Consider the following 22,302-nt stretch of genomic DNA (forward strand, 5'->3'; position numbering starts at 1 on the left):
AACATGGCTGATTACAAACATCCCCTGCGCGTGGGCGTGGGTGGCCCGGTAGGGTCGGGCAAAACCGCGCTGCTGGAAGCGCTCTGCAAGGCAATGCGCGACACATATCACCTGGCGGTGGTGACCAACGATATCTACACCAAAGAGGATCAGCGCATCCTGACCGAGGCGGGCGCGCTGGCGCCGGAGCGCATCGTGGGCGTGGAGACCGGCGGCTGCCCGCATACCGCCATCCGCGAAGACGCCTCGATGAACCTGGCGGCGGTGGAAGCGCTCAGCGAGAAGTTCGGCAATCTGGATCTGATCTTCGTGGAAAGCGGCGGGGACAACCTGAGCGCGACCTTCAGCCCGGAGCTGGCGGATCTGACCATCTACGTGATTGACGTGGCCGAAGGGGAAAAAATTCCGCGCAAGGGCGGGCCGGGGATCACCAAGTCCGATTTTCTGGTGATCAACAAAACCGATCTCGCGCCGTACGTCGGCGCCTCGCTGGAGGTGATGGAGCGCGACACCAACCGCATGCGAGGCGAGCGTCCGTGGACCTTTACTAACCTGAAAGCGGGAGACGGTCTGGGAACGATCATTGCGTTTCTGGAAGAGAAAGGGATGCTGCGGGTGTAGTGCGGGTTATTGCCGGGTGGCGGCTTCGCCTGACCCGGCCTACGGTTTTGTAGGCCCGGTAAGCGCAGCGCCACCGGGCAAAAAAACTCACGCCTCAGGCAGTTCCGCCAGCGGCCAGCGCGGACGCACGGACACGCTCAGGTCAGACGTTGCGCCAGCGTTCAGGCGCACCATACCGGCGTAGGCAATCATCGCCCCGTTATCGGTACAGAATTCGGGACGGGCGTAGAACACTTCCCCACGACGCTTTTGCATCATCTCGGCGAGCTTCGCGCGCAGCGTGCGGTTGGCGCTGACGCCGCCCGCCATCACCAGACGCTTGAAGCCGGTCTGATCCAGCGCGCGCTTGCACTTGATCATCAGCGTATCCACCACCGCATCTTCAAACGCGCGGGCGATATCGGCGCGGGTCTGCTCGCTGTCGTCGTTATTGCGGATGGTGTTGGCCGCGAAGGTTTTCAGCCCGGAGAAGCTGAAGTCCAGCCCCGGACGGTCGGTCATCGGACGCGGGAAGACAAAGCGCCCTTCCGTTCCCTGCGCCGCCATTTTGGACAGCATCGGGCCGCCTGGGTAATCGAGTCCCAGCAGCTTGGCGGTTTTGTCGAACGCTTCACCGGCAGCGTCGTCGATTGACTCGCCCAGCAGCTCGTACTTGCCAATGCCCGTGACGCTAATCAGCTGCGTATGGCCGCCGGAGACCAGCAGCGCCACAAACGGAAATTCAGGCGGATTCTCTTCCAGCATCGGCGCCAGAAGGTGCCCTTCCATATGGTGAACCGGGATGGCTGGCACATCCCACGCGAAGGCCAGCGAACGGCCAACCGTCGCGCCGACCAGCAGCGCGCCGACCAGACCCGGCCCCGCGGTGTAGGCTACGGCATCAATATCGGTTGAACTTAACCCGGCCTCTTTCAGCGCCGCCTGAATCAGGGGAACGGTTTTACGCACGTGGTCACGAGAGGCCAGTTCAGGCACGACGCCGCCGTAGTCAGCGTGCAATTTCACCTGACTATACAGTTGGTTGGCCAGAAGCCCTTTTTCGTCGTCGTAAATGGCGATGCCGGTTTCATCGCAGGATGTTTCAATACCCAGTACACGCATGACTTGTTTTACCTCGTTTCAATACCGCGCAGTGTAGAGCCTGGGCGGGTTGATGTAAAACTTTGTTCGCCCCAGGAAGAAGGCTCGTGTATACTCCTCACCCTTATTAAAGTCCCTTTCAAAATCGCATCGGTGCTTTACAAAGCAGCAGCATTTGCAGTAAAATTCCGCACCATTTTGAAATAAGCTGGCGTTGATGCCAGCGGCAAACCGAATTTATTAAAGGTGAGAGTTACATGCCGGTAATTAAAGTACGTGAAAACGAGCCGTTCGACGTAGCACTGCGTCGCTTCAAACGTTCATGCGAGAAAGCAGGTGTTCTGGCTGAAGTTCGTCGTCGTGAGTTTTATGAAAAACCAACGACCGAACGTAAGCGCGCTAAAGCTTCCGCTGTGAAACGTCACGCGAAGAAACTGGCTCGCGAAAACGCACGCCGTACTCGTCTGTACTAATTGGTTGAGGGCCTCAGCCCTCAATTGACAGACAGAGTAGTAGTCGTAAGGCCGTGCTTCCGGAAGGAATGCGCGGCTTGTTTTCGTTTATAAGTCGCTTAAATTTTGGGGCATATGGCCGGAAGAATCCCACGCGTTTTCATCAATGACCTGCTCGCCAGAACCGACATCGTCGATCTCATCGACGCGCGGGTAAAGCTGAAGAAGCAGGGCAAGAATTACCATGCGTGCTGTCCGTTCCATAACGAAAAAACCCCCTCCTTCACCGTAAACGGTGAAAAGCAGTTTTACCATTGCTTCGGCTGTGGTGCTCACGGTAATGCCGTCGATTTTTTAATGAACTACGACAAGCTCGAGTTCGTTGAAACCGTCGAAGAGCTGGCGGCAATGCATAACCTTGAAGTGCCGTATGAAGCTGGCAGTGGGCCAAGTCAGATCGAGCGCCATCAACGGCAAACGCTGTATCAACTGATGGATGGCCTGAATTCGTTTTACCAACAGTCTCTTAAGCACTCTGCGGCTGAACCTGCGCGTCAGTATCTGAACAAGCGCGGACTGAGCGACGATGTCATTGCGCGTTTCGCTATTGGCTACGCCCCGCCCGGCTGGGACAACGTGTTAAAGCGTTTTGGCGGCAATAGCGAAGATCGTAAGTCTCTCATCGATGCAGGCATGCTGGTCACCAACGACCAGGGACGAAGCTACGACCGCTTCCGCGAACGGGTAATGTTCCCAATCCGCGACAAGCGAGGCCGGGTAATTGGTTTTGGTGGTCGCGTGCTGGGTGATGCCCTGCCGAAGTACCTCAACTCCCCGGAAACCGATATTTTCCATAAGGGCCGCCAGCTTTACGGCCTTTATGAGGCGCAGCAGGATAACGCGGAACCACCGCGTCTTCTGGTCGTCGAAGGCTATATGGACGTCGTTGCGCTGGCGCAGTACGACATTAACTACGCGGTTGCGTCGTTAGGAACGTCCACGACGGCGGATCACATCCAGCTGCTGTTCCGCGTGACCAACAACGTGATTTGTTGTTACGACGGAGACCGCGCCGGACGCGATGCCGCCTGGCGCGCGCTGGAAACCGCGCTACCCTATATGACCGACGGGCGTCAGTTGCGCTTTATGTTCCTGCCCGACGGTGAAGACCCGGATACGCTGGTGCGTAAAGAGGGCAAAGCGGCGTTTGAAGCGCGGATGGAGCAGGCACAGCCGCTCTCCACGTTTTTGTTTAACAGCCTGATGCCGCAGGTTGATTTGAGTACCCCTGACGGGCGCGCGCAGCTCAGCACGCTGGCGCTGCCGTTAATCAGTCAGGTGCCCGGCGAAACGCTGCGCATCTACCTGCGTCAGGAGCTAGGCAACAAGCTCGGCATTCTGGATGACAGCCAGCTTGAACGTTTAATGCCTAAACAGGCTGAAAACGGTGCGGTTCGCCCCGCGCCTCAGCTAAAACGCACAACCATGCGTATACTGATAGGGTTACTGGTACAAAACCCCGAGCTGGCGCCACAGGTGCCGTCGCTGGCGGGTTTGAACCACGAAAAATTGCCCGGGCTTGGCTTATTTTCAGAACTGGTCAACACCTGTTTGTCTCAGCCAGGTCTGACCACCGGACAACTTTTAGAGCATTATCGCGGCACAAAAGAGGCCGCTACCCTTGAAAAATTGTCGATGTGGGACGATATAGCAGATAAGGACATTGCAGAAAAAACGTTTACCGACTCACTCAACCATATGTTTGATTCGATGCTTGAGTTGCGCCAGGAAGAGTTGATAGCTCGCGAGCGCACACACGGTTTGAGCAGCGAAGAACGCCGGGAGCTCTGGATGATTAACCAGGAACTGGCGAAGAAATAAATAAATTTAACGGCTTAAGTGCCGAATATCGATCGGGAAGCCCCCGGCAGCCGCACTGAGAGGCAGCGGCAAAAATATAAGTACGCCCTCGCTTTAAAGGTTGGCAGCCCCATCGCCGACACCAATCAAACGAATTAAGTGTGGATACCGTCTTATGGAGCAAAACCCGCAGTCACAGCTGAAACTTCTTGTCCAACGTGGTAAGGAGCAAGGCTATCTGACCTATGCCGAGGTCAATGACCATCTGCCGGAAGATATCGTCGATTCAGATCAAATCGAAGACATCATCCAAATGATCAATGACATGGGCATTCAGGTGATGGAAGAAGCACCGGATGCCGATGATCTGTTGCTGGCTGAAACCTCCAACAACACTGACGAAGATGCGGAAGAAGCTGCTGCACAGGTACTGTCCAGCGTGGAATCTGAAATCGGGCGTACCACTGACCCGGTCCGCATGTACATGCGCGAAATGGGTACCGTTGAACTGTTGACCCGCGAAGGCGAAATTGACATCGCAAAACGCATCGAAGATGGGATCAACCAGGTTCAGTGCTCTGTTGCTGAGTACCCGGAAGCGATCACCTATCTGCTGGAGCAGTACGATCGCGTTGAAGCGGAAGAAGCGCGCCTGTCTGACCTGATCACCGGTTTTGTCGACCCGAACGCTGAAGAAGATATGGCGCCTACCGCCACTCACGTCGGTTCTGAACTGTCTCAGGAAGAGATGGATGATGACGAAGACGAAGATGAGGAAGAGAGCGACGACGACAGCGCCGATGATGACAACAGCATCGACCCAGAACTGGCGCGCGAGAAGTTTGCCGAGCTGCGTACTCAGTACGAAGTGACGCGTGACACCATCAAAGCGAAAGGCCGCAGCCACGCAGCCGCTCAGGAAGAGATCCTGAAACTGTCTGAAGTGTTCAAACAGTTCCGCCTGGTGCCAAAACAGTTCGACTACCTGGTGAACAGCATGCGCGTGATGATGGATCGCGTACGTACCCAGGAACGCATCATCATGAAGCTGTGCGTTGAGCAGTGCAAAATGCCGAAGAAGAACTTCATCACCCTCTTCACCGGCAACGAAACCAGCGAAACCTGGTTCAACGCGGCTATTGCGATGAACAAGCCGTGGTCTGAAAAACTGCACGACGTGAAAGAAGACGTGTATCGCGGCCTGCAGAAGCTGCAGCAGATTGAAGAAGAGACTGGCCTGACCATCGAGCAGGTTAAAGACATCAACCGTCGCATGTCCATCGGTGAAGCGAAAGCCCGCCGTGCGAAGAAAGAGATGGTTGAAGCGAACCTGCGTCTGGTTATCTCTATCGCCAAGAAATACACCAACCGCGGTCTGCAGTTCCTGGATCTGATTCAGGAAGGCAACATCGGTCTGATGAAAGCGGTAGACAAGTTTGAATACCGTCGTGGTTACAAGTTCTCCACCTACGCAACCTGGTGGATCCGTCAGGCTATCACCCGCTCTATCGCGGATCAGGCGCGCACCATCCGTATTCCGGTGCATATGATTGAGACGATCAACAAGCTCAACCGTATTTCCCGCCAGATGCTGCAGGAGATGGGTCGCGAGCCGACGCCGGAAGAGCTGGCCGAGCGCATGCTGATGCCGGAAGACAAGATCCGTAAAGTGCTGAAGATCGCCAAAGAACCAATCTCCATGGAAACACCAATTGGTGATGATGAAGATTCGCATCTGGGTGATTTCATCGAGGATACCACCCTCGAGCTGCCGCTGGACTCTGCCACCACCGAAAGCCTGCGTGCCGCAACGCACGACGTTCTGGCTGGCCTGACCGCCCGTGAAGCGAAAGTGCTGCGTATGCGTTTCGGTATCGATATGAACACCGACCACACGCTGGAAGAAGTGGGTAAACAGTTCGACGTTACCCGCGAACGTATCCGTCAGATCGAAGCGAAGGCGCTGCGTAAGCTGCGTCACCCAAGCCGCTCTGAAGTGCTGCGTAGCTTCCTGGACGACTAATCTGTTCTGACAGTGAAAAAGCTCCCCTCGGGGAGCTTTTTTTATTGCCTCGACCTGTGGGAAAGGGTCAGGGTGAGGGCATCAGGCCGTAGAAGCCCTAAAGCCCCCGTACCATCAGCGCCTCATCCAGCTCCCGATACGCCTCTACCAGCTTGTCCAGCGTCGCCCTGTTGAGCCCGCTCGGGTTCGGCAACACCCACACCTGCGTAACGCCAATCATGATGCTCTGCTTACCCCACTTAGCCCCGCGCTGGCTGAATGCCTGCTCGTAGGCCTGCTTGCCGAGGATCGCCAGTGCGGCCGGCTGGTAGTCTTCAATCTTCTTCACCAGCTCCCGCCCGCCGCTGCGCAGTTCATGCAGGTTGACCTCGCTTGCCTGCACCGTCGGCCGCTCGACCAGCATGGTAATTCCGCAGCGCGTGTCCAGCAGATGCTGCTCCTCTTCGGGCTTGAGTAACCTGTCGGTAAACCCGGCCTGGTAGATCACCTTCCAGAAGCGATTGCCCGGATGGGCAAAGTGAAAACCGGTGTGCGCCGAGGACTTGCCCGGGTTGATTCCGCAGAACACCACCCGCAGGCCAGGGGCCAGAATGTCGTTGATCATCTTTACTCCCGCTGATACATCGTTATGGAAGTATAAAGGATTGATAATGCGTTGTTTATAAAAACAGCAGGCAGGTGTGAATGGCTGGATTGCTGCGGGGAGTTACTTTATAATTCACCGCCACGGCCCCTTAGCTCAGTGGTTAGAGCAGGCGACTCATAATCGCTTGGTCGCTGGTTCAAGTCCAGCAGGGGCCACCAAATTTTAGCTTTAAAAACATATAATTAAGCCACTCTAGCGAGTGGCTTTTTTGTTGGTTAATTTTTTAGTGGCGATGAAATGGCGGTGGTTTTTCACATACTTTTACTTTTAAAGGGCGATCTCTCATGAAAAAACCTTTATTAGCTCTGTTACTAATCACTTCTCAGAGCGCATTCGCGGACAAAATACCCAACTCTATCGACAATCTGATAGCTGGTTATGATATCAGGACTCATGTACTGGAAGATGGTGAGCTGACCGTCAGATACAACAAGCAAGCACTAATGATAGACGCTGCAAAATCCATGTTCAGCGCTATATGTGATGACTACTTTATGAACAAGTGGAATCCAGAGACAATAAAAAAAATCACTCTATGGAATGTCACGTCCGATCAGGGTTACAAAATAAATGGCGGTGGGATTGAGTGTAAAAAAACTGGTTCCATGGACTTCAAGCAAGCAGAAGAATACAGAACCAGCTTAATCGAAAAAATGTAAACCTAATCAGTGGTTTTAAAAGTTCATATGGCCCTGCCCTCCCGTTGATGGGTGTGGTGGGGCATGATCAATTAGATTGGGAGTAGTAATGTATCTCACAACAGTTTCATGAGTAACAAAAGTAGCACCACAGTTAATATTTTGGCACTGGCAATAACGCTCTTTTGTCTGGTCCGATACCCTAAAGCTGCTTCTTGTATGCGCTGCGTGTCCACATTTAGGGCAATTCATCATAATCAGAACCTCATTTGACGCTTTTTAAATTCACTTTAGTGAATTTACTACTATTCGAGTTCTAAATCATCAATTTTAACCTCAAGATCCAGACTGGTAGTAAAACCATTATCCGGGCTGACCGTATGCGTCAACGTTGTAATGGTCCATTCTGCATCGTCGATAGGCTGCTTAAAGCCGCTCACCTTTACTGGCATTTCGGTGTAGAGATCTGCCCGCCCCTCTGCGAGCTGCAGGGAGAAAGACGCAACACCACGTTGCAGGCGCTCCCATTGCATTTTTGCCGCACGCTCAGCATTGCTGCGGTTTGCGTAAGTACGATTAAGAACCAGAACGTTTTCATCCGTTCCCACCAGATAATCACCCTGTTTTGCTTCCGGCTCTTTGGGCGCGGTGGTTTTCTTCCGGCGGCGCTTAACCTTAGTTGTTTCTTTTTTCTTGGGTTCGCGGGTATGCAGCCAGCTGGCAATTACACCGGTATAAGCACCACGATCAGCCAGGGTAAAACGATGACCGTCACCGGCTTTACGTTCAATGGTGATAACCGGCAACAGCTTTCCGCTCGCCGTTCTTCCCTGCCCCTGCCTGATAAACAGCAGGTTTCCATCCTTAACGGAAGCAATCGCCCCATACTGGCGCGCCAGCTTCATCAGGAAACTGGCATCGCTTTCATTGGTCTGGTCCATGTGATCCAGTGCCTTGTCCGTCAGGTCTTTACCCAACGCCATTTTGAGGTTATGCCGTGCTGCGATTTCCTTTACCACATCGCCAACGGTTGTCTGGTGCCATGACTTTTCGCGCCGGGTGTTGAGGGTTTCACGGAAATCAGCGCTACGGGCACGGATAGTCAGACGATCAGGAGCACCGCTGTGCTCAATCTCATCCACCGTAAATGCCCCTTTTGGGAAAAGCGGCTGGCCCTTCCACCCCAGCGCCAGCTGAATAACGGCACCACGTCGCGGCAGAACGATCTGCCCGTCGGCGTCGTCCAGCTCCAGATCAAGCTGGTCAGCCTCAAAACCCCGGTTATCGGTCAGCGTCAGACTCATCAGGCGCGCATCCAGCGCGGTGGTCACGTCCTTACCTTCAATAGTGATACTGAAAGCCGGGCTTCTGCTGTTCAGGTCAAAAAGATCAGAGCTAAAATTCACTGCAGCAACCCTCCAACCGTATTTTTAATATTACCTATCGCAGACGTTGCAGAGTCCTGCAGGTTACTGAGCTGATCGCTGAGACTGCCGAACATATCAGACAGCGACTCATCAACCCTTTTCAGGGTCAGCGTAAACTCAATACGGCGAGGCATTCCGCTTTCAAAAAACTCTGTTTTTGTCTGACTCAGGCTCTCGATCACAAACATGCCGTAAATGGTCCCGCTTCCCTCAATCAGAGGCCATGCTTTGCCCAGCTCTGCCATTTGCTCCAGCGCGAGCAATGACAGCCTGCCCCCGGTGACTTCCGGCAGCAGTACGCCAGATAACGTCAGCGAGTCATTATCCGGGCCAAGAAACTGCGTTGATGGTCGCCGGTTCACCCGACTGTTGGCGGCGTGTCGCCAGCTTCGCTGATACTGCAGCTCCTGATATGGCACTGTACGCAGCATGAAGACATATAACCCCAGTACCATCATCATGATTCATATCCCCCTTGATCACTGAAATTGCTGCGTGCTTTAGCCCTGGTCTTGCGCTCGCGTTCGTCAAGCTGTCGGGCAACTTCACGGGCAATATCTTGCGCACTCTGCCCTGGCTGAGCATAGATAGTGATCGGTGCGTGAGTTTCAAAGTGCATCACTGGCGGCGCACTGGCAGATTTCGCAGGCTGGCTTTGTTTATATGCCACAGTAGGCAGGCTGTAAGGATGTAGTGGAGCTGCCTCTGCAGGCGCTGCCGCTACGCCCATGACACCTGCAACGACGGAAGCCAGCGCAGCAGTGCGCCGCCTGCTGGTCACATTTGCGGGGCCGTTCACAATTTCAGGGCCGTTCTCCCCAACAATACCAAACTGACCGCGCGGAATAATCCCACCACTGTCATACATCCCGGCAAACGGAACGGCAGCTGCTGCTGCTCCACCAACCACCTGCACCTGTGCTTTACCTTGTGTTTTATTATTTCCGGTCATCCAGTCAGGCAGATAATCGGTGACTGAGGAAAGCTTGCTTTTGAGTGTCTCCCATTTGGCATTAACTCCATCGAGAATGCTGTCAATAATGGCGCTGCCCATGTCCTGAAACTTCGCAGGAAGCGCGGCAACATCAGCCAGGATCGAATTCCATTTTTCACTAATAGATTGTCTGATATTGGCCCACGCGTCAGAAACGCCAGATTTTATTGCATCCCAATTTTTAGCTATTAATCCCGGCAAGGTATAATTAAAGAACAGTGACTTAATCCCCTCCCATGCGGCACTGGCCTTCTCTTTAATCCAATCCCATGCCGTACTTGTGGCATTACATACGGCATCCCACATTGCCTTGAATTTTGGCCCAAGCGTGTCCCAGTTCTGCCAGATATAAATTGCACCAGCGGCGATCAGCCCAATGACAGCCAGTATAGGATTTGCAAACATCAATCGGCCCAGCCATATAACTGACTTGCCAACAGAACTGATTGCTTTCCCAATAAGACCAAATGCAGATGAAAATTTTAGCCCCATCACCCCTGCGCTCATTCGCACTACTGCCATCGGCCCTAACACGGACGCCAGCGCTAGTGAAACAACCCCAGCGGCGGTTGCAACAATGGCAAAGCCAGCTGCCAGCTTAAACAGCGCAGAGGTCAATTGTGGGTGTCGTTTAACAAAACCATCCAGACGCGAAGCCAGTTCACCCAACCAGTCAGCCAGCTTCTTTAATGTTGGGGCAACTGTTTCACCGATACTAGCCATAGCATTGGTAAAGGAACCTGTAGCGGCTTCCCATTTATTACCAAGAGTATTCAAGGAGGCATCAACACGCTCGCGTAGAGAAGCCTGATTTTGTAACTTTGAAGCCGTTTCACGATAGCCTGAGATGCCTTTGGTAATCATAATATTTAGCACCTGCAGCGTTTCCGCATCATCCCCAAAAATACCTTTTAGAGTAGCTAACCTTTTCTCAGTATTAAGCTTTTGGAGTTGAGCTAACTGCGTGTACATTTTCTCCAGCCCGCCAAACTCCCCCTTGCCATCCGTAAAATCGAACTTAACTCCGGTGCCTTTTAGTTCATCATTAGCATCCTTCACTTTTTCCGTATTCATGACGGACTGAAATACTTTTCGGTAGGCATTACCAGCTGACTCTCCAGCCATACCAGCCTGATCAGCCATAACTAATAGAGGAGCAAATGTCTTAGCCGCGTCCAATCCCTTTTTATGAATAATATCCATCGCACTGCTGATTTTTGAGAACCCCTGCAGCATATTTCCTGAATCTACCCCTGCGTAGAATCCTTTCTGGATCACGTCCATCAGATTCATCATGTCTTTTTCGGAGGTCTGGGTAGCATCTTGTAACTTAGCCGCAAACTCAGCTGCTGCAGTGGGAGCCATCTGTAACTGCACGCCAAGATAAGCTGCTGACTCTCCCAAGCCGCCCAGGATGACCTGCGCCGACATACCCTGACGGCGTAGCATAGTCATCATGTTCTGAAAGTCGGCTGTTGTTCCCGGCAGCTTATCGCCCAAAGCAACTGCAAGCCGGTTAATTTTTTCAAATTCAGGCGCTACCTTTCCGCCCGGCCCCATCATTGAACCGGCGAGCTGATTCGCTGCATTTTCTGATTCTGAATAGGCTTTTACTGGAGCCAGCAACGTCATGCCAGTAGTTACCCCAGCCGCCATCGCCCCTGCACCATTACCTGCCAGAGAATTCCTTAACTCGCGGGTCTTTTCAGCCTTGGCTTTGATGGCGTTGAGCTTTCGCTGACGCTCGCCAACTTCACGCAGCCTGCGCTCCTGCTCAGCCAACTGTCGGTTATACCGCTCAGTTTCTTGTGCAATCCGTGCCGTCTCACGCGCTCCGCCCCCAGCAGATAACCCCAGCCGATAAAGCTCAGCCCTGGCTGCCGCCATCTGGCGAGTTTCCTGTTGCTGTTTTTGTTCAAGACGTGAAACAGCACGCCACTGAGCTTCAAGCGCCTGCGTTTGTTTTTTTGTCGGGGATTCCAAAGAAGACATTTCGCGCGTCATCATTTGAGCGCGTAGCCTCGCCTGATCCAGTTCGGCACCAGTACGGCTAACACTTTGAGTTAGCTGATCGAAAGATTTAAGCTGACCTCCAGCATCACTCAGCTTTTTAATCTGATCGCGGGTTTGTCGAATAGCTGATGCCAGCTCCTTAGAGCCAGCCTGTGCATTTTTAAATGGGCGGGTTAACTTATCCACCGCCCCCAGAACTACCTGCAGTCGCAGGTTATTATCACTCATCGCTGGCCCCGCTTCTCTGAATTGCCTTATGCCGCCACTCCAGCACATCAGTCAGCGGCATAACGTCAGTGATGGACGGCGACCAGTGAAAGATGGTGGCAATATCTGCCACCAGATCATCAACCGTCAGGTTGTCGGCAAATCGGCAAGCACCGACTTCGGCAACAAAAAAGTAACCACCTCTACAGCCATTGCTGTCAGATCGGCGGGGTCCAGCTCTGCCATTTCCTGCGCAGTCAGCGTCGGGGAGGAGATTCGCGGGATCACAGTCATCATCGCGCCCACGTCCATATCCATAATGGCCTGCAGACGGGTGCCACGCAGTGCGCCGGACTGCGGCTTACGCAGCACAATTTCGGTAATTTCAGTTTTACCGCGCATGATGGTGGTATCCAGTTTTACGGTTTTTTCAGTCAGCTTGTCGCTCATGTTCGTTTCCTGTTAATGAAATACTGGCGCGGCTTCCCGCGCCGTTAAGGTTAATCAGAGGCCGAGGGCGTTACGGTGTTCTTCCATCAGGTCCACGCCGTCAACGATTTCAACCATGTTGACCAGATCGACCTCATAGAGCACCTCACCGTTAATGGTCAGCTTCGCGTAGCTGTTGGTGCTGCTGACTTTGGTGCTGCTGCTCTCGCCGGTTTTCCACTCGCCGGAATCCACTTCTTTATGGCGCCCGCGCACAACCAGCTCAACGGCCTGCACTTCGCCGGTATCGTCACGCTGAATGGAGCCGGTGAAACGCAGCTGGATGCCGTCAACGGTGGCCTTGCCCATCTGCTTGAATAACAGCAGTTCGGTGCCACCGATTGAAAATTCCGTGTCCAGTGCGCCGTCATCCAGCCCCATATCCACGTCCACCGCGCCCGGCATACCGCCGCCGCGATACTTCTCAAACTTGCGGGTGAATTTCGGCAGGGTCAGAGACTCAACGATCCCCTGCCAGTTGTTCCCGTCGTTGAACAGGTTCAGGTGTTTTAACTTACGTGGTAAAGCCATGGTGTCCCCTTACGCGCTGACCTGGCTGGAGAAATCCAGCAGGTACTGATCGGTGATGCGCTGGCGCAGCATCAGGTTTTCAAGCGGCGGCACCGGCGTGTAGTCGTAGTCGATAGTGAGCTTCCCGGCTTTCAGGGAGTCTTTATCGTTCACCGACTCATCCAGCCAGCAGTCTGCGCCGATGATGTAACCCTGCGCTTTCAGGCTGCGCAGCTTGGCGCGGATACCTTCGATAATGTCACGGGCCAGCGATGGGTTAAGCACGCCATCCACCGCCCACATGTGCGCTTCTGCGATGGTGTCAGCCAGCACCTGCGCCGTGCGGGTGTAGTTCTCAAAGGCAAACAGCGGATCGTCACTGAGGCAGCGGGAACCCCAGAAGCGGAAGCCGTCTTTGCGGATAAGCGTGGTGACGTCGTTCTGGTTCAACAGTCCCGCATCGGTTGCCGGGTCCTGCAGATCCCAGAACACATCAGCGGAAATGCCGGTGACACCATTCACGCCCACGTTGGACAGGGTTTTGTGCCAGCCGGTCTGCTCGTCAATTTTGGCACGCAGGCCGAGCGCACGGGCGGAGGCGTAAGCCGTCGCATCTGCATTCAGCACTGTGTCAAAGTTGATGAAGTCAGGCCAGATCAGCATCCCCTCGCGCTGGCTGAAATTGTCACGGTAGGCAATCGCTTCTTCCACCGTTTTGCAGCCATAGGCGGACAGATAAGCAAACCCGCGCAGGCTCTGCGCCACGCTCAGCAGCTCAGTGGCAACCGCCTGCGTGTCGTGTCCCGGCACGCCGAGAATGCGCGGCTTGACGCCGAGCTGCGACTGCGCCGAAAGCAGCGCTTTCATGCCCGTCTTTTTACCGTCAGCGGTCACGCCGCCGATAATGTTGGAGGTGGTTTCCGCTTCGGTTTCGCCCTGCGCCACACGTACAACGACGGTCACGGGTTTAGCCTGGTCTGCAATCGCATCCAGCGAACGGGCCAGCGTGCCGGACTCGCCCGCTTTACCGCTGGCGGTCAACACATCGGTCAGCAGAACCGGCTTATTGAGGGGAAACATGGACGCATCAGCATCATCGCCGGTGCATACCATGCCCACAATGGCGGTGCTCACCGTGGTAATGGATCGGGTGCCCTCGTTGATTTCAACAACGCGCACGCCGTGGTGGTAGTCCTGAGCCATAAGGCAGTCTCTCCGGTTTACAGGGTGTCTGCCTATGTTCTGGTTGATATGCCTCCCGTGCACGCAGTCGGCAATGTGTCATTCATGGCACAATGAAACCATTGTTAAGCTTGCCGACTGGCAGGGAATTTTTTGTACAACGTTGATAAACCCACATCGAAGATCAACGCTACACGCTGACGTGTTTCGCCACCTTCCAGCAAACGCCCAGCCTGCGCCCATTGCTCCGGGGTTAGCTTTGGACGCCTGCCACCAATACGACCTTGCGCCCTTGCTGCCGCCAGCCCGGCGCGAGTACGCTCCACGATTAGCTCCCTTTCCATTTCCGCCAGCGCGCCCATAATGTGGAAGAAAAAACGCCCCATTGGTGTTGAAGTATCAATACTGTCAGTCAGGCTGCGGAAGTTCACGGAACGTTGTTTTAGTTCCTCCACCAGAATGACCAGGTTACGCATACTCCGCCCAAGTCGATCCAGTTTCCAGACAACAAGCGTGTCTCCAGGATAAAGGCGCTTTAGTAATTTTTTAAGCCCCGGTCTTTCTGCTGTTTTACCGCTCATTTTATCTTCAAAAATAAGCTCACATCCTGACCGCTCCAGCGCATCACGTTGCAAAGCCGTGTTCTGGTCATTTGTTGATACGCGTACATATCCAATAAGCATGGTTTTTCATTCCGTTAAAATGAGAAATCATGCCATTTGACTGATAATTATGCATTTTCAAAAACGTTGGTTTGGTAAATAACGGCGTTGTAGGCCGGTTGATTGGTCGTCCCATGATTATCACGTCATCGGGAACCTATACTCCAACGTCAGGTGCCAAATTTGCGTGGGTGCAAATTGTAGGTGGTGGTGGTGGTGGTGGCGGGGCAACAGCGTCACAGAATTTTAATGCTGCTGGCGGCGGGGGCGGTGCTGGAGGATACGCAGCAAAATGGGTGGGTTTATCATCCATTTCGTCAGTGGTAGTGACTATCGGCGCAGGAGGTAACGGTGCATCAGCCGGTGGGACGAATGGCTCATCTGGAGGGATAACGTCATTCGGTTCTATTTTTTCAGCATCCGGTGGCGCTCTGGGCAATAGCGCGGTGGGCACAGGAAATAACATGTCAACAATAGTGGGCGCAGGGAATCAGGGAGGAACAGGCACAGGCGGTGACCTGAATTGTTCCGGTGGTTCGGGACTAGGCGGGGTTTCCGCGTCACCAACAATTGCCGGTGCATCCGTCGGACCCGGTATCGGCGGTTCGTCAATTTTATCCGGACCAGGTGGATATGGTGCTGGCGGTAACGGTGGTGCGACAGTGGCAAACTCAGTCCCTGGGTCATCCGGAAGAAGCGGAATTGCAATCATCTGGGAGTATGCGTAATGGCTGACTTATATGCTGTTGTAGAGAACAGAACTGTTGTTAATGTCATCGTGTGGGATGGAATTGATTTAGATTTTGGCGACGATATCGAGGCGATCAGGATTAGCGCAGGTGCTGCCGATATTGGCTGGTTCTACACAGATGGAAAGTTCACGGCTCCGCCACCACCAGAATTATCAGAAGAAGAACTGGCACAGAAAAATATGGCACTGGCACAGACTGAGTACAACGTCGCTACGGAAAAAATCACTGCACTGAATGAACAGATAGAAGACGCTGATTATGCAGGAACTACCGAATCGGAAGTGAATGCCGCTCTGATGGCATGGACGGATTATCGCAAGCAGTTGCGTGCATACATCAAAGTGGGTGACGGTAGCAGTGTACTACCGCCATTACCAGCTAATTAAACGGACAGTTCAGGCCATTTGATATCGGGCGCTTTTGACGTATTGACTCGCATCAAATTCAGCCTGTAATCCTGCCATGCAATCAAAGCGGCGGCTTCTTCTTCCGTCGCTTTGCCTGCATCGACCGCGTACTGTAGAGGTCCAATTCGATTGGTTGCCTCTGACAACAGTGACTGTTTTTTGGATTCAGCAAACCACCGCTGCTCTTCTTCAGTTAATTCCGGGACGTAATCTGCGGACGGGATGATCACCGGCATTCCATCACTTCCCGGCCTGATTACGCCGCCTGCGTTCTGGGCGGTAATTAACTCAGTTCGGAGCGACTCAGCAATTTCGACCGCATCTGCAGGAAGAGTCTGGTTATCATCATAAAAACCGTTCTGGCTGGCACTGTAAAAAACTTTCATCAATTATCTCCCGGTTGCGAACCAGTTAAATCCGATTGCCATTGGTGTCGGTATGCTTCCTGCGTTCGCACCAGTTGTATAAATACGCACACCAGTTAACGTTGGAGTCCCGACTGTAACGATATAGTTTGATGGAGTGATCGCCGTCGCGGTTGCTATAACATTAAGATTATCTGTAGTTGTGTACGCTTTAGGGAATACGATATCGGCTATTCCTGAACTGTTTGCAGCACCGGAGCCGTGTTGAATAATATGCTGCCCGGCCCCCAAAGTCTGATATTGCGGAAAACTTGCTAAACCAAGGTTTTTGAGAAACTCCGAAACATCAGCAATGTCTTTTCCATTGGCTGCCTTGTCCATCTTTCCGGCAAGCGCATTTGTCATGGTGGTGGCAAAATTAGGATCGTTTCCCAACGCCGCCGCCAGTTCGTTAAGCGTATCGAGTGCAGCTGGAGAAGATGCCACCAGTGCGGCAATTGCCGCCTGCACAAAAGCCGTGTTAGCAAGTTGCGTGGAATTATTGCCTGCCGCTGCCGTCGGTGCTTTTGGCGTACCAGTGAATGTCGGACTGGCTTTTGGCGCATATTGCGTATGTGGATCTGCAGCAGCAAGATGTTTTGCCATCAGGTCATCCACATACACCTTAAGCTCCAGCACCTTGTCATCCACATATTTGCGGGTTGCCAGAACCACAGCAGGGTCAATTTTCAGGGTGATGTTATCGGTGCTGCTGGTAATCAGCACCATGCGTACGGTCTGCGTGCGTCCGCTGCCCTCCGCCAACTGCGGCTTATAGCTCTCCGGGCAGTTTCCCACAGCAATCAGCGCACCGGTTTCATCAAATAGTCCGACTTCACGAATCCACCACCCGCCCTCATTTTCCGGGATCACCTGCTCAGCAATAATCTGGCTGCTGTTCTGCGGGTCGATATACAGCATATTCAGCGCTGCGCGGCGCTTTTCAGCCACTAACGCAGTCTGTTGTGCGCTGGGAGTGGGCAGTGCTCCACCACCGTCACCCACCGCCATCTGGGTAATTTTAAGCGGGATACCGAGCGCGGCGGCGCTAGCCAGTTTCGCCGCGCCGATATCCGTCAGCAGGGTGTAAAATTTTGCGCTCATGGGTTCACTCTCATCGTGTCAATAACATGGACCGCTCCGCCCTCATAAGCGGTGCCGCCGGAAATAATGGTTTCGTTGATGTACGGATAGATCGTGATTTCTTCACCGATGTAGGTGGCTGCACCCAAAAAATACGGACCACCTGTCTGCAAATTGATGGACATGCCAACCAGATGACGGCTGCACGGTTTGGCGTCACCGATCAGGCGCTCCAGCTCCAGATAGGTTTCTTCTGTTATGCCCTGCTCCTGCACGCCAATATCCAGACGGAACGTCCCCGGCGTTTCGCCGGTCTGCCACCACTCAATGATGCGGATCAGGAAGCCAAACGGCTCAACCACACGCCGCACGGCGCTGGTTGTCCCCTTGTGCTGATGGATATAAAAAGCATCCTGCACAACGCGGCGCTTGACGCTTTCTGTCCAGCTTTCATCCCAGCGGTCAACAGAAAACGCCCAGGCCAGATAAGGCAGGAACCTGATCGGGCAGGTTGCCGGATTCCATAAATCACGCAGCGAAACCTGCAGATCGGAAATCCCGCTGCAGGTCTGCGCCAGTCGGCGTTCAAGCGGCGACGAACCCGGCGGCAACAGACTACTCATCCGTACCCCCGTTGGTGACGCTCCACTCTGTGCAGGACGCTGCCTGCGTCTTATCCAGCACCACATCATCCAGCGGGGACGCCAGCTCCACACGCTGGACGCCCTCTACGTGCAACGCGGCATAAATGGCGCTGCGGCGGATATCACGTCCCAGCCGCGTCTGACTGGCGATGTATCTCTGCAGGCTGGCTTTTGCTTCTGCCATCACCGGCTCAGCCTCCGGCCCCGGATAAAGGAAGATCGTCGCATCCACGCTGTACGGAATAATTTCAGCGCTGCGCACCGTCAGACGGTCTGCCACCGGGCGAACCTTTTCACTGTTAAGCGCCAGCTCAACCACCGCCAGCAGGTCAGCCCCTGCCGTACCGTCACCCTCACGACTCAGCACGGTAAGTACCACCTCTGCCGGTGCCGGACTGGTTGCGCTGGCATCAGCCACGCGCCCGTCGGCGCTTCTGGCGTGGAACTCATAGGCTCCCGTCGGCCCTGCAACGGACAGCCCCTCAAATGCTGCAGGAATGCGCTGGCGTAATGCTTCATCACTTTCCATTACTGCGGCGACCGGCGGCACCGCGTCATTATCTGCAGGGACTACCGTCAGGCGCTTCACGTTGCAGTTACCTGCCAGTTGTTCAAGGTCATTTCCCATGGAATAGGCCACCATGACCGCCTGCGCAGCCTCATTAATTCGCTGACGCAGCAGGATTTCGCGGTAAGTATTTTCCTGCAGCAGTTTGGTGACAGGTTCTGACTCCAGCGCTAACGTGCGCATAACGACTTCCTGTTCATCAGCCGGATGGAGGGCCACAAAGGCGGCCTTGCGTTTTGCCAGCAATGCCTCAAAGTCCGGCACGTCCACAATCTGCGGCGGCGGTAGCCGGGAAAGGTCAATGACTGCCATTGTCTGCTCCTGTTGATACGGAAAGGGAAACCGGCGCGCCGTTATTGCTGTGTCCGGTAAGTTCAACCACCATAGAGCCGTCAAAATTGCCGTTGATGGTGATGGAGTCCAGCGTAAGGCGCGGCTCCCAGCGGTTCAGCGCCACATAGACTGCAGACATAATCTGCAGACGCAGTGCAGGGTTCTGCGGCTGGTCAATCAGGGCAGACAACATGGAGCCATATTCCCGGCGAGCAAGACGGCTGCCCTGCGGCGTCAGCAGAATATCCCGCACCGACTGGCGCAGATGGTCTGTATCTGCAATGGCCTGCCCGTCATTCCTGCTCATACCGATATATAACGTCATACCGGACCTCCCGTGTTGTCGCCGCCTTTCAGAACACCACTATGCTCATGGTCATCAACTACGATCCCGTTAGAACTCATTGCGCCGCCGCCCTGGGTGACGCCGCCATTGATCACCACCTCGCTGTTAATGCGCGTGGTGTCAGCCTCCACCACAAACTCACTGGTTTTGTAGGTGACGCTGTCTGATGCCTCGATCACCATGGATTTGATGCCCCTGACATGCCATCGTCCGGTAGCGGGTTCATACTCAAACCATCCCCCGTCCGGGTACTCCGTCACGCAGCCGTCCACGGAATCCGACGGCGACGGAAACTGATTCGAATAGATGGCGGGCAGCACAAAAGCGGTTTCCAGATTGCCGCCCATGCTCAGCACCACCACCTGCTCATCCGGGGACGGGCACCACCATGTACGGGCACCACCGGCGCGCAGCGTCAGCCAGTTAATCCAGTTGGTTTCAAGCTCGCCCACTTTCACCCGACACAGCCATTTCTTCCGATCCACTTCGGTCACGATGCCGGTGCGGATCAGATTGGTGATAAGGCGCATGATTTCTGTGAGTTGTGCATTCATGGAGTTAGGTTGCACGTACATTGAATCTATGGCATCAATACCTCCTTGTGTGGTGGATAACACAAATACAATTCTAATCGGAGAAGGGAAAAAGCATGAGCCATCCTATTGATTATTACGCCATAGAAGAGCATGCAAGGATAATTGAACAATTATGCTGCTCATCAGAGGTTTATTTACAGCGTATACAGTCTACCCAGAAGGAATATGATGGCGTCATGGTAACTGAATTTGAAATAGAGGAGTTATCGTACAACGGTTGGTTGGAGTATAGTATTAGCAATAATCTCATTAACCTTTGTACTAAATTACGAATTCTTCAAGACTCTAGTAAACATGAATGGGACCCAGATTACTCACCCGAGATAGAAGCATTCGAAGAATATAAAAATATATTTTTTGTTATTGATGGCCATGTTAAAGGCTCCATACGCGAGTGTTGCAATAAAGTTATTCACGCACTAAATTTCGAACTAACAAAAAAAACCTCCAAAAATGGAGTAAAGTATTGGGACGGTTCTATTATTGTTTCAGGAATTCAAAACAAAAAGAACTGGAAAATAAAAATCAACCTTTTTCTTTTTTGTCAAAGCGTAAAGCTCTATTTAAGATTATTAAGTGCGTAACCGTCCTAACTTTACATTAACAAATAACTCAAAAGTAAATCCCTTATGTCACTTTTAATATGGTCATTTAAACCTAGTAATCTTCGAGATGAATACTTAATTAGCATCCCCTTACGGCTGGCGCGATCACGCAGACCGTAGTGGTGAACACGGGCAATGCGCTGCACCTTGCCCTCAAACTGCACGCTGGCAGAGTCGGCACTGGCTGCAGTTTTCAGATATTTTGTGGTGCGAAGCTTTGCAAACATCTGGCGTTTGATGCGTCCCTTCTTGTTACGGGCTGTCACCCGGCGCGGCTCATAGCCGCTGCCGTCAGGATTACGCTGCATCCTGATGTTCTGCTGCTGCGTCCGGCGTAGCTGTTGCGCCAGTTGCCGCATCATACGGCTGCGTGCTGCAGGCTCCAGATTTGCCAGCAATGCCGTTAGCCAGTCATCCACCCTCTGCAGTTCATCCACGTTTCACCGTCCACATTTCTTCGGATTCGTCCGGCTCCGGCACCGCTTCAACGCTTGACACGCTGCCATCAGTGCTGACCAGTACACGCTCCGTCAGTTGCAGATTCAGGCTGATATCGCACACATCATTGCGCAGAATATCCACTTCAAAGGTGAACAGTTTTTCGCGCAGCTCCGGGTTGTTGATGGCGTCCGGCTGATTTTCGCTGAGCCATAGCAACACGGGAGCCATCAGCAGATTCTGGTCACCACTGAAATCCTCGATCACCACGTTCAGGGTGTAGCGGTATTCCCATGACATGGAGCTGGCACCGGTTGCCACCAGTGAGCCGTTATCAACGAAAAGGTGCAGCTTGTCCGGGTTGTCGCGGACATAAGGCACCGCTTTATTCAGCGCGCTGCGTAAGGACTGCGGTTTGTTCACTGTCTCGCTCCTGACACGCAATAATCGTGTCCACTTTGTCAGCACAGACCGCCCAGGCGGCCTCGGTTTCATCCAGCACCGCGTTCAGATCGCCGTTACTGCGCGGCGCTGACCTTTCCAGACGGCACTGCGTCACTCTGGGACAGCCACTCACGGTAAGCTGCACCTCCGGCGAGGGCCGGACGCTCCCGCAGCCGGATAATGTCAGCAGGCAAAGGAGTGTCAGCCCAGCGGCGCAAATCCTCGTTTTCACGTTTCAGTTCCTCGATCCGGCGCTGGCGGCTTCGCAGCAATGCGGTGGTCTGCTCCGCTGTTGCATAAAGTCGCGTCTGCGCCCGGCTGTTGGTTTCGGTCAGAATGGACAGGCCAATCAGCTGGCTGTTTTTCTTCGTCAGCTCCTGCGTTTTGCTTTTCAGCGCCGCGCCCTGCGTCTCGATGGTGTTGCTGGCATTGTTAAGCCGCCACGACTGCCAGCCCAGCGCCGCAAGTGCCAGCGCCAGCACTACCGCCAGCGCACGCATCAGGCCGCCATCGGCTCATGAAGCTGCGCGCGGGCAATCTGATACAGAACCAGCGTCAGCAGGTAAAACACCAGGGTGATCACCCATCCCGAAAACGCCAGGCACAGAACAATAAGCAGCCTGATTATCCATGTACGCACGGGTTTTACAGGGTGTGCCCTGAATTTCAGCAATGCCGCCCTGACCTCATCGCGTGCCCGATCTCCGGCGAACCACCCGACAGCGCACAGCGCAGCAAGCAGCCAGGCGAGGAAGCATGACACCCAGACAGACGCACCAACCAGAACCGGCGCACCGCTGCGCGGATACAGCAGGCTGATAACCAACAGCGCAGCCCATGCCAGCTGGAAAAAAACACTCATGACTTTCTTTTTCATT

Annotated in this window: 28 protein-coding genes, 1 tRNA gene and 1 pseudogene; 8 read left to right on the forward strand and 22 right to left on the reverse strand. The window is 53.7% G+C overall.

What is annotated here, in order from left to right:
* Window positions 1–3: 3 nt before the first annotated feature.
* Window positions 4–621, forward strand: coding sequence for an urease accessory protein UreG (gene ureG, locus FHC52_RS01295; protein WP_008503187.1), 618 nt, complete (start codon window positions 4–6; stop codon window positions 619–621).
* A gap of 87 nt (window positions 622–708) precedes the next feature.
* Here the strand turns inward: ureG and tsaD are convergent, their stop codons facing one another.
* A complete protein-coding gene (gene tsaD / locus FHC52_RS01300) occupies window positions 709–1,722 on the reverse strand; it encodes a tRNA (adenosine(37)-N6)-threonylcarbamoyltransferase complex transferase subunit TsaD (RefSeq protein WP_008503186.1) in 1,014 nt (337 codons plus the stop codon).
* Between the two features lie 236 nt (window positions 1,723–1,958).
* On the opposite strand from tsaD, the gene rpsU reads away from it, so the two are divergent.
* The 3 genes from rpsU to rpoD all read left to right on the forward strand — a co-directional run bounded on the left by rpsU (window position 1,959) and on the right by rpoD (window position 6,036).
* Window positions 1,959–2,174, forward strand: coding sequence for a 30S ribosomal protein S21 (gene rpsU, locus FHC52_RS01305; protein WP_001144069.1), 216 nt, complete (start codon window positions 1,959–1,961; stop codon window positions 2,172–2,174).
* Window positions 2,175–2,288: 114 nt separating this feature from the next.
* Window positions 2,289–4,034 (forward strand): DNA primase, encoded by a 1,746-nt coding sequence (gene dnaG / locus FHC52_RS01310; protein WP_023294585.1) that lies wholly within the window; start codon window positions 2,289–2,291, stop codon window positions 4,032–4,034.
* A 154-nt stretch (window positions 4,035–4,188) separates the two neighbouring features.
* On the forward strand, window positions 4,189–6,036 hold the full coding sequence (gene rpoD, locus FHC52_RS01315; RefSeq protein WP_008503184.1) for an RNA polymerase sigma factor RpoD: 1,848 nt from the start codon (window positions 4,189–4,191) through the stop codon (window positions 6,034–6,036).
* Between the two features lie 97 nt (window positions 6,037–6,133).
* Here rpoD and mug read toward each other — a convergent pair whose 3' ends face one another.
* Window positions 6,134–6,640, reverse strand: coding sequence for a G/U mismatch-specific DNA glycosylase (gene mug, locus FHC52_RS01320; protein ID WP_008503183.1), 507 nt, complete (start codon window positions 6,638–6,640; stop codon window positions 6,134–6,136).
* Between the two features lie 124 nt (window positions 6,641–6,764).
* On the opposite strand from mug, the gene FHC52_RS01325 reads away from it, so the two are divergent.
* Together FHC52_RS01325 and FHC52_RS01330 are read left to right on the forward strand one after the other, a co-directional pair.
* Window positions 6,765–6,840 (forward strand) — tRNA-Ile (locus tag FHC52_RS01325).
* 126 nt (window positions 6,841–6,966) lie between these two features.
* Entirely contained in the window at window positions 6,967–7,341 is a 375-nt protein-coding gene (locus FHC52_RS01330; protein WP_045415195.1) for a hypothetical protein, read from the forward strand.
* Window positions 7,342–7,356: 15 nt separating this feature from the next.
* Here the strand turns inward: FHC52_RS01330 and FHC52_RS01335 are convergent, their stop codons facing one another.
* The 9 genes from FHC52_RS01335 to FHC52_RS01375 all read right to left on the reverse strand — a co-directional run bounded on the left by FHC52_RS01335 (window position 7,357) and on the right by FHC52_RS01375 (window position 14,825).
* On the reverse strand, window positions 7,357–7,575 hold the full coding sequence (locus tag FHC52_RS01335; protein WP_053216766.1) for an ogr/Delta-like zinc finger family protein: 219 nt from the start codon (window positions 7,573–7,575) through the stop codon (window positions 7,357–7,359).
* A gap of 50 nt (window positions 7,576–7,625) precedes the next feature.
* Window positions 7,626–8,726: a phage late control D family protein gene (locus tag FHC52_RS01340; RefSeq protein WP_220419865.1), complete on the reverse strand. Its 1,101-nt coding sequence runs from the start codon at window positions 8,724–8,726 to the stop codon at window positions 7,626–7,628.
* Window positions 8,723–9,208, reverse strand: a complete 486-nt coding sequence (locus FHC52_RS01345; protein WP_013098780.1) for a phage tail protein — start codon at window positions 9,206–9,208, stop codon at window positions 8,723–8,725. Before FHC52_RS01345 ends, FHC52_RS01340 begins: the two co-directional genes overlap by 4 nt.
* Window positions 9,205–11,982, reverse strand: a complete 2,778-nt coding sequence (locus tag FHC52_RS01350) for a phage tail tape measure protein (RefSeq protein ID WP_220419866.1) — start codon at window positions 11,980–11,982, stop codon at window positions 9,205–9,207. The genes FHC52_RS01345 and FHC52_RS01350 overlap by 4 nt, the downstream gene beginning before the upstream one ends.
* A complete protein-coding gene (locus tag FHC52_RS01355; protein WP_000763315.1) occupies window positions 11,975–12,094 on the reverse strand; it encodes a GpE family phage tail protein in 120 nt (39 codons plus the stop codon). The genes FHC52_RS01350 and FHC52_RS01355 overlap by 8 nt, the downstream gene beginning before the upstream one ends.
* A gap of 14 nt (window positions 12,095–12,108) precedes the next feature.
* Window positions 12,109–12,411, reverse strand: a complete 303-nt coding sequence (locus tag FHC52_RS01360; protein ID WP_058654819.1) for a phage tail assembly protein — start codon at window positions 12,409–12,411, stop codon at window positions 12,109–12,111.
* Window positions 12,412–12,465: 54 nt separating this feature from the next.
* The gene (locus FHC52_RS01365; RefSeq protein ID WP_001207650.1) at window positions 12,466–12,981 is read right to left on the reverse strand and encodes a phage major tail tube protein; all 516 of its coding nucleotides are present in this window, start codon (window positions 12,979–12,981) and stop codon (window positions 12,466–12,468) included.
* Between the two features lie 9 nt (window positions 12,982–12,990).
* On the reverse strand, window positions 12,991–14,163 hold the full coding sequence (locus FHC52_RS01370; protein ID WP_058654820.1) for a phage tail sheath protein: 1,173 nt from the start codon (window positions 14,161–14,163) through the stop codon (window positions 12,991–12,993).
* A gap of 104 nt (window positions 14,164–14,267) precedes the next feature.
* Window positions 14,268–14,825, reverse strand: coding sequence for a recombinase family protein (locus tag FHC52_RS01375; protein WP_088728478.1), 558 nt, complete (start codon window positions 14,823–14,825; stop codon window positions 14,268–14,270).
* A gap of 706 nt (window positions 14,826–15,531) precedes the next feature.
* Between FHC52_RS01375 and FHC52_RS01380 the strand changes: the two genes are divergently transcribed.
* A complete protein-coding gene (locus FHC52_RS01380; protein WP_220419867.1) occupies window positions 15,532–15,942 on the forward strand; it encodes a hypothetical protein in 411 nt (136 codons plus the stop codon).
* Here FHC52_RS01380 and FHC52_RS01385 read toward each other — a convergent pair.
* From FHC52_RS01385 to FHC52_RS01410, 6 genes and pseudogenes are all read right to left on the reverse strand, one after another.
* A complete protein-coding gene (locus FHC52_RS01385; RefSeq protein ID WP_220419868.1) occupies window positions 15,939–16,349 on the reverse strand; it encodes a tail fiber assembly protein in 411 nt (136 codons plus the stop codon). The genes FHC52_RS01380 and FHC52_RS01385 overlap by 4 nt on opposite strands.
* A 359-nt stretch (window positions 16,350–16,708) precedes the next feature.
* A pseudogene (locus tag FHC52_RS01390) lies at window positions 16,709–17,471 on the reverse strand (phage tail protein); the annotation flags it as partial.
* A complete protein-coding gene (locus tag FHC52_RS01395) occupies window positions 17,468–18,073 on the reverse strand; it encodes a phage tail protein I (RefSeq protein ID WP_058654556.1) in 606 nt (201 codons plus the stop codon). The gene FHC52_RS01395 and the pseudogene FHC52_RS01390, both read right to left, overlap by 4 nt.
* Window positions 18,066–18,974 (reverse strand): baseplate assembly protein, encoded by a 909-nt coding sequence (locus FHC52_RS01400; protein WP_058654555.1) that lies wholly within the window; start codon window positions 18,972–18,974, stop codon window positions 18,066–18,068. The genes FHC52_RS01395 and FHC52_RS01400 overlap by 8 nt, the downstream gene beginning before the upstream one ends.
* A complete protein-coding gene (locus FHC52_RS01405; protein WP_058654554.1) occupies window positions 18,961–19,320 on the reverse strand; it encodes a GPW/gp25 family protein in 360 nt (119 codons plus the stop codon). The genes FHC52_RS01400 and FHC52_RS01405 overlap by 14 nt, the downstream gene beginning before the upstream one ends.
* Window positions 19,317–19,895 carry a phage baseplate assembly protein V gene (locus tag FHC52_RS01410; protein ID WP_058654558.1) on the reverse strand — a complete coding sequence of 193 codons (579 nt, stop codon included), beginning with the start codon at window positions 19,893–19,895 and terminating at the stop codon, window positions 19,317–19,319. Before FHC52_RS01410 ends, FHC52_RS01405 begins: the two co-directional genes overlap by 4 nt.
* Before the next feature lie 95 nt (window positions 19,896–19,990).
* Between FHC52_RS01410 and FHC52_RS01415 the strand changes: the two genes are divergently transcribed.
* The gene (locus tag FHC52_RS01415) at window positions 19,991–20,521 is read left to right on the forward strand and encodes a hypothetical protein (RefSeq protein WP_048213298.1); all 531 of its coding nucleotides are present in this window, start codon (window positions 19,991–19,993) and stop codon (window positions 20,519–20,521) included.
* An 11-nt stretch (window positions 20,522–20,532) separates the two neighbouring features.
* On the opposite strand, the gene FHC52_RS01420 is transcribed toward FHC52_RS01415, so the two are convergent.
* The 5 genes from FHC52_RS01420 to FHC52_RS01435 are packed head-to-tail and all read right to left on the reverse strand — an operon-like array spanning window position 20,533 to window position 22,301.
* A complete protein-coding gene (locus tag FHC52_RS01420; protein ID WP_048213299.1) occupies window positions 20,533–20,979 on the reverse strand; it encodes a phage virion morphogenesis protein in 447 nt (148 codons plus the stop codon).
* Entirely contained in the window at window positions 20,972–21,403 is a 432-nt protein-coding gene (locus FHC52_RS01425) for a phage tail protein (RefSeq protein WP_058654553.1), read from the reverse strand. Before FHC52_RS01425 ends, FHC52_RS01420 begins: the two co-directional genes overlap by 8 nt.
* Entirely contained in the window at window positions 21,366–21,614 is a 249-nt protein-coding gene (lysC, locus tag FHC52_RS01430) for an Rz1-like lysis system protein LysC (protein WP_233165517.1), read from the reverse strand. Before lysC ends, FHC52_RS01425 begins: the two co-directional genes overlap by 38 nt.
* Window positions 21,499–21,927: an Rz-like lysis system protein LysB gene (gene lysB / locus FHC52_RS22735; protein ID WP_187298286.1), complete on the reverse strand. Its 429-nt coding sequence runs from the start codon at window positions 21,925–21,927 to the stop codon at window positions 21,499–21,501. The genes lysC and lysB overlap by 116 nt, the downstream gene beginning before the upstream one ends.
* A complete protein-coding gene (locus FHC52_RS01435) occupies window positions 21,924–22,301 on the reverse strand; it encodes a DNZ54_00345 family protein (protein ID WP_023223449.1) in 378 nt (125 codons plus the stop codon). The genes lysB and FHC52_RS01435 overlap by 4 nt, the downstream gene beginning before the upstream one ends.
* Window position 22,302: the final 1 nt, after the last annotated feature.

It is taken from the genome of Enterobacter sp. EC_64 (genome assembly GCF_019584165.1).
GTDB classification, from domain to species: domain Bacteria; phylum Pseudomonadota; class Gammaproteobacteria; order Enterobacterales; family Enterobacteriaceae; genus Enterobacter; species Enterobacter roggenkampii.